The following is a 6,436-nucleotide window of genomic DNA, read 5'->3' as shown; positions in this document are numbered from 1 at the left end:
TGAGCTGGCAGGGGGCTTTTTTGCATTTGGTTAAAAAAGTGGCTTTGGTGGTGGAAGAAGCGCATTTCCAGTCTACGCTTCGTCCTCCGCCCCTCAAGGGGTATAACTGTCCGCTTCGTAATAAATGGCGGGAGCGCTTCAAACCTGAAAACGCTAAAGCGTTTTTGTATGTGATAAAAGCTGAAAACCCCCGCCATTTATTCCTACGCTGGGGCGGGCTCCAGAGGCGCTTGGACTGGAAATGCGCTTCTTCTACGTGTACAGAGATAACAAATTTTTAGACTGATTAATAGAGTATTAGACTAGCAGTTTAGAACAATGAACCAAAAAAGGGGAATTGAATGTTTTACCGAATATCGAACATTTGGGGGAAACTACTTAAAAGGGGTATTTTATTGAAGAACTATGAAATTAAGAGAGCGACCTTGGATGAAAAGGAAACACTCAGCAACCTTTTGCAATTCTATATTTACGATTTCTCTGAGTTTATGGATCTGCAGATTGAAGATAACGGGAAATTTGGTGAATATCCGTTAAACGAATACTGGACAGATTGCTCTAGGTTTCCCTATTTAATATCGCTAAATGAGAAAATTGCTGGTTTCGTCTTTCAGCTTTGCTGTGATTTACGAAAAGCGATCCCCTTGTAGAGAAAGGGAGAGCTCGCTTTTTATGCAACGAATTGCTTAGCGTACGTTTTCCGCGTTTTGTCGGCGGTACCCCAATATTAAAGAAATTATCTTAGGTGGTCTCAAGGAGGAATACATGAATGATATATGCTGTTAGACATGGACAAACAGAATTAAGTAGAGAAGGGAGATTACACCATGTCGGATGAGATCACAGTGCACCCCGTCACCTGGCCACCTGCCCCGATCAAGACCGAGCGGCTCGTGCTCCGCCAGTCCAAGGCCTGGGACCGTGCGGCGCTGATCGACCTCTTCGCCTCACCAGAGGTGGGCACCTACGTCGGCGGCTCCCGACCGCGTGACGAGCTCGAGCGCGCGCTGCCCGAAGTGCCCGGGCAGCGCTTCGGCTTCTTCGTGGTAGAGCTCAACGGAACAACGATCGGCATGATCACGCTCGATCGGCGCGACCCGGAGCGTAAGGGTCACATCCGTCCAGAGGGCGGGGAGCCCGAGCTCGGCTACATGTTCCTACCGCAGGCGTGGGGACACGGGTACGCCACCGAGGCGTGCGCAGCGGCGCTCGACTGGTTCGCCGACGCGCATCCCGGCGAGCCGGTGGTGCTCTCCACCCAGACCGCCAACGAGGGCTCGATGCGCGTCGCGGTGAAGCTGGGGTTCACCGAGGTGGAGCGGTTCGAGGACTACGGCGCCGAACAGTGGCTCGGCGTATGGTACCCGGGCACGCCGTCCGATTGAGCTCATGCCCGACAGCGCGACGGCTCGCCGAGGCCACCGATCGGCCGTCTTGCCCTGATCGAATGGCTAGCGTGGAGCTGTCGCAAGGACAGATCCTATTTGATGTATTGAAGTGAATTACATTAATACAGATTCGTATATTGTTAGTTCGAACATACGAAAGCATACAATTATCGACTATACATATCAAAACGAAAATCACCGTTATAAAATGACTGCTTGTCATCCATCAGCACATCATTTGCCTTCTTTAGAAAGAGATGTTCAGATGGTTAGAGACGGTTTAGATTTATATACGATAGATACTTATTATGTGAAGAGCGAGTTAATCTCTTCAAAAAACAAAGTAACGATTGTTGAAGGAATGAGTGTTGCATGGTGAAACTTAATTAAAGAGAAGATTGAGCCGTGATATTGTTGAAAGAGGAACCGATATCAACTATTTAAAGCAGTCACATGAAGAACGTCGGATTCAGTACGAAGTGTTTATGCATCCGTACAGTCAGCGGTTTGATATTATTATCAAAGCTTCTGATGAAGGATTATGTCTAGAAAAAAATACATTTGATTTTAAATTATTCAGCTAACGGGATCGATAGTTAAAATGAGTCAGTCTAAAACTAATTTTCAAATATCTAGTGATATAGAAGACCGGAACTCCTTGTACCATAAGGGGTTCCGGTCTAATACTTTATTTTCACTGAACACAACGTAGCTTTTTTGATAACAACCTACTCTGATTTTATTAGTTGACACCAAAAACAGGAAAGAGTAATATGATACCAACAACTTGATAATAACAATTTGTTAATAACAAAAAGACAACAACAATTCAGCAGCTAAAAGAGGCGATTGCATGAACGATAAACCAAATGTCAATAAACGAGGTCAAACCGAACGGGAGTACTTGGAGGCTTATGATGTCAGCCAATTCGAGCGGCCGTCTGTGACAGTCGATATGCTGGTATTCACCGTGATGGATGAGCTGGAGGAGAATTACCGCAAGCTCTCACCCAAGTCGTTGAAAATATTGCTTGTGAAGCGTGGGGAGCATCCGTATATCGGCCAATGGGCGTTGCCAGGCGGGTTTGTTACACCCGGGGAGAGTCTCGAGGAGGCAGCCAGACGCGAGTTGCGTACGGAAACAAACGTAGACGACATTTACTTGGAGCAGCTCTACACCTGGGGAGATACGGGCAGAGATCCGCGGACATGGGTCATCAGCACGTCGTACATGGCCTTGGTAGATAGCTCGTCTTTACAGCTGCAAGCAGGGGATGATGCAGATGAAGCGGAGTGGTACCGCATCGAGGACAGGTGGCTGAAAGAATCGAAGACGGCGACACCGGACGGCTCCATTACTGAAAAATGGCTGCAGCTGCGCCTTGTGCACGAGAGTGAAGAGCTGTCTGCCACCATTAAGATCACCAAAACAGTAACGGGCCGTACCGTACGTGAGACCCGCGAAATTGTAGAGACGAACAACATTGCATTTGATCACGCCAAAATCATTCAATACGCACTGGAGCGATTGCGTAACAAGATTGAATACACGGACATCGCCTTTGCCTTAATGCCGGAGCTGTTCACGCTAAGCGATCTGCAACAGGTGTACGAGGTGGTTTTGGGACGTGAACTGTTGGCTGCGGCGTTTCGGAGGAAGGTAGCCGACAAAGTGCTGGAAACGAATCAATATCGAAAACACGCCGGGCACCGACCATCCAAGTATTTCAGCTTTAATCCGGAATGGATGGATCAGACGTAGCCCCGTACTAGGGAGGAAATCACAATGAATCAGGGACACAATCGAAGCGTGCGCGTGCGAATCGCGCAAGAGACGCTGCAAATCATAGAGCAGGGCTATTACCTGAACAAAGCGGGAGAAAAGAAGAGCATTACGGAGGATCTAGCAGCTGCAATCAGCAAGTCGGTGCTGTATCGTCCAAATGATTTGGAAGCAGACACAGTGCAACTGCCATTGCATCAAACAACGGCTGCACAGCTGCGCGCCAAAGTCGAGGTTACCTCGGAATCCAGCCTGGATGCAGCCAAGCGCCTCGTCGTTCACGAGAAACGACCAGATGCCGTATGCTTGAATTTTGCTTCCGCCAAAAATCCGGGCGGAGGATTCCTCGGGGGAAGCCAAGCGCAGGAAGAGAGCTTGGCGCGTTCCTCCGGGCTGTATCCTTGCATCGTGCAAATGCAGGAAATGTACACCTATCATCGCCAATTGAAAACCTGCTTTTATTCCGACTACATGATTTATTCACCGCTGGTCCCTGTGCTCCGCGACCACAGCGACCAGCTTTTGCATGATCCATACCTCTTGTCTTTTGTTACGGCGCCTGCTGTGAATGCGGGGGTTGTTCGTGAGCGAGAGCCTGAAAATATCGCGAAGATTGGCCCTGTCATGAAGGAGCGCATCCGGAAAATTTTGCGCGCAGCAGCCATTCACAACCACCGGACGATCATTTTGGGAGCGTATGGCTGCGGAGTATTCCGCAACAAAGCGGAGGACGTAGCAGATTACTTTGCGACTGTTTTGATCGAGGAGCAGTATGCACAGCTTTTTGACCACATCGTTTTTGCCGTCTATGACAATTCTGCGCGCCAGGAAAACCTGCGAGCGTTCAAGGAGAGATTCGCATGAATGCGAAAAGCACCGGCTTTTTAGCAGACTGGAATTGGTTTGAAAAAATATGGCTCATCTCGTTTACACTCGTTACCCTCTACTTGTATTTCGCGCTGGATGATACATTAATCGGCTTGATCGCGTCTTTGACAGGGATGCTGAGTGTCGTGCTCGTCGCCAAAGGAAAGACGTGGAGTTACTACCCGGGTATCATCAATGTGGTTTTGTACGCATTCGTGGCGTATGGGCAAAAGTACTATGGTGAAGTAATGCTGAATCTTCTCTATTTTTTGCCGATGCAATTCATAGGTCTCTATCTGTGGCGCAAAAACCGCGTGTCCGAAGTCAAACAAAATGACGTCAAGATTACGATTTTGTCCAACCGAGCACGCATCTGGTGGACGATCTTGAGCATCATCGCAACGATTGTCTACGGGTTTGTATTGAAGCAAATGGGCGGGGCCTTGCCTTTTGTCGATTCCTTGACGGCTGTTCTCTCCGTCATCGCGATGCTCTTTATGGTGAAGCGTTTGGTCGAGCAGTGGGTGGTCTGGATCATCATTGATTTGTTCACGATCTACATGTGGCTGGTAGCGTTTTTGAAGGACGGAAGCGATATCTCGATGCTGGTTATGTGGTCCGCTTATTTGGTAAATGCCATCTACGGCTTAATGAACTGGGTGAGACAGTACCGCAAGCAAAGGGAGGAGCAGACATGGGGGGCATAGGCTTCATTGGCGGCAAATTTTTGCCACTGCATCAGGGACATGTATACGCGATTACACAGGCGGCCTGCCGCTGCGACGAACTGTACGTCGTTCTTTCGCATAGCTCGATTCGCGACCGAAAGCTGTGTGAGGAGGCAGGAATCAAGCCAATTCCCTTTGAAGTACGGTTGAGATGGCTGTCCACGCTGGTCAAGGACATGGAAAATGTCCGTGTGCTTGCAGTCGAGGATTGTGCGGATAGCGATGAGAACTACGATTGGGAGGCGGGAGCAGCGGACATCAAGCGCAAGATCGGGAAAAAAATCGATCTGGTCTTCAGCTCCGAGTCCGCCTACGATCCGATATTTCGCCGTTTATACCCGGAGGCAGCGCACATCATTCTCGATGAATCACGCAGCCAAGTGCCGATCTCCGCTACCCAAATTCGCAACGAAGGTGTCTACACCCATTGGCAGCACATTCCTGCTGTTGTTCAGCCCTATTTCGTCAAAAAGGTAGTGGTGGTAGGAACAGAGAGCTGCGGGAAATCGACCTTGGCCCGTTATCTAGCGAAAATCTACAACACCGTGTTTGTCGAGGAATATGGACGCACAATCTGCGAAGAGGTCGGGGGCTGCGATACGATTTTGACACCGGAGTATTTTCCGCATATCGCGTACGGTCACAAAATGAAAGAGTACGAAGCGCTCCAGAAAGCCAACAAGCTCTTGTTCATCGATACCGAAGCGATTGTCACCCAGTTTTACTCCGAACTGTACACCGGGCAAACCTTCCCTGTTCTCGACCAGATTGCCAAAGAGCAAGCGTACGATTTGTGGCTGTTCATGGAGCCAGATGTCGCGTGGGTGGATGATGGACTGCGTGTACACGGAGAGGAGCAAGTGCGCCTGCACAATCATGAAAAGCTGCGCCAGATGCTGGATGAGCGGGGAATTACGTACGTGACACTGCGAGGAAATTATGCCGAGAGACTGCAAGGAGCTATGCAGCATGTCGATCAACTGTTGAAGACGACTTCTCAACGAGCTGGAATTGGGCTAGACTAAAGTCATCAAACGATTCTGACAGTAGAAGGGAGCCGTGCTGCATGCAGTCGTTCGTACAGCCGCTATCCCCCCTTAGCTTGAAGGAATGGGCAGTCGCCGTCAAAGCACTTGGAGAAGGTGAGCAGATCATCACGATCCGCAAGGGTGGATTATACGAAGAAACACGAGAATTCCGCTTGGAAAACAATCAATTTTATTTGTATCCGACCTATGAGCACCAAAAGCGCGACATGGTAAAGGCAGACTACCAACACCTTTTGGACGCGACCCTTGAAGGCTGCACAATGGATAAGAAGACGGTGACTATCGAATATTTTGCCGAAGTAACCGACGATGTAGAGTTGATGGACGAAGCCAAGCTGCGTGAGCTATCGCCCTTCCATATCTGGACGGATAATTTTGCAGATGTGCGTTTGCATTGGAAGAAAAAACAGCCGTTGCACATTTTGTTCGTGCGGATGTATCGATTAGAGCAGCCGGTAGAAATCCCGATTGACGCTGCTTATCAAGGCTGCAAATCTTGGCATGATCTATTGGTGGACATTCCGCGAGCTGCGTTTACCCCTGTGCTTTCCGACGAGGAGTTCGCAGCGAAAAAAGCTGCGATCATGACCATTCTGCAAAACTAACATTCCATTATTATCT

The 6,436-nt window shown here is 49.1% G+C and carries 7 protein-coding genes and 2 pseudogenes; all 9 read left to right on the top strand.

Features of this window, described 5'->3' with window-relative positions; genetic code table 11:
- Positions 1–281: pseudogene (locus POF51_RS29455) on the top strand (hypothetical protein); the annotation flags it as partial.
- Positions 282–395: 114 nt separating this feature from the next.
- Positions 396–650, top strand: a complete 255-nt coding sequence (locus POF51_RS29450) for a hypothetical protein (protein ID WP_069845749.1) — start codon at positions 396–398, stop codon at positions 648–650.
- Positions 651–827: 177 nt separating this feature from the next.
- Complete coding sequence (locus POF51_RS29445) at positions 828–1,385, top strand: GNAT family N-acetyltransferase (protein ID WP_271756575.1); 558 nt, start codon at positions 828–830, stop codon at positions 1,383–1,385.
- A 109-nt stretch (positions 1,386–1,494) separates the two neighbouring features.
- Positions 1,495–1,972: pseudogene (locus tag POF51_RS29440) on the top strand (phosphoribulokinase); the annotation flags it as partial.
- A gap of 269 nt (positions 1,973–2,241) precedes the next feature.
- Complete coding sequence (locus POF51_RS29435; protein WP_069845745.1) at positions 2,242–3,150, top strand: NUDIX hydrolase; 909 nt, start codon at positions 2,242–2,244, stop codon at positions 3,148–3,150.
- A 24-nt stretch (positions 3,151–3,174) separates the two neighbouring features.
- Positions 3,175–4,035: a TIGR02452 family protein gene (locus POF51_RS29430; protein ID WP_069845743.1), complete on the top strand. Its 861-nt coding sequence runs from the start codon at positions 3,175–3,177 to the stop codon at positions 4,033–4,035.
- Complete coding sequence (gene pnuC, locus POF51_RS29425; protein WP_069845741.1) at positions 4,032–4,745, top strand: nicotinamide riboside transporter PnuC; 714 nt, start codon at positions 4,032–4,034, stop codon at positions 4,743–4,745. Before POF51_RS29430 ends, pnuC begins: the two co-directional genes overlap by 4 nt.
- A complete protein-coding gene (gene nadR / locus POF51_RS29420; protein ID WP_069845739.1) occupies positions 4,733–5,791 on the top strand; it encodes a multifunctional transcriptional regulator/nicotinamide-nucleotide adenylyltransferase/ribosylnicotinamide kinase NadR in 1,059 nt (352 codons plus the stop codon). The genes pnuC and nadR overlap by 13 nt, the downstream gene beginning before the upstream one ends.
- Positions 5,792–5,832: 41 nt before the next feature.
- Positions 5,833–6,420, top strand: a complete 588-nt coding sequence (locus POF51_RS29415; RefSeq protein ID WP_069845737.1) for a DUF1802 family protein — start codon at positions 5,833–5,835, stop codon at positions 6,418–6,420.
- Positions 6,421–6,436 lie beyond the last annotated feature (16 nt).

Origin of the sequence: Brevibacillus sp. AG, assembly GCF_028369215.1 — a bacterium.
Classification (GTDB): domain Bacteria; phylum Bacillota; class Bacilli; order Brevibacillales; family Brevibacillaceae; genus Brevibacillus; species Brevibacillus porteri.
The sequence above is the reverse complement of the archived record's forward strand: the minus strand, read 5'-3'. Positions and strand labels throughout refer to the sequence as shown.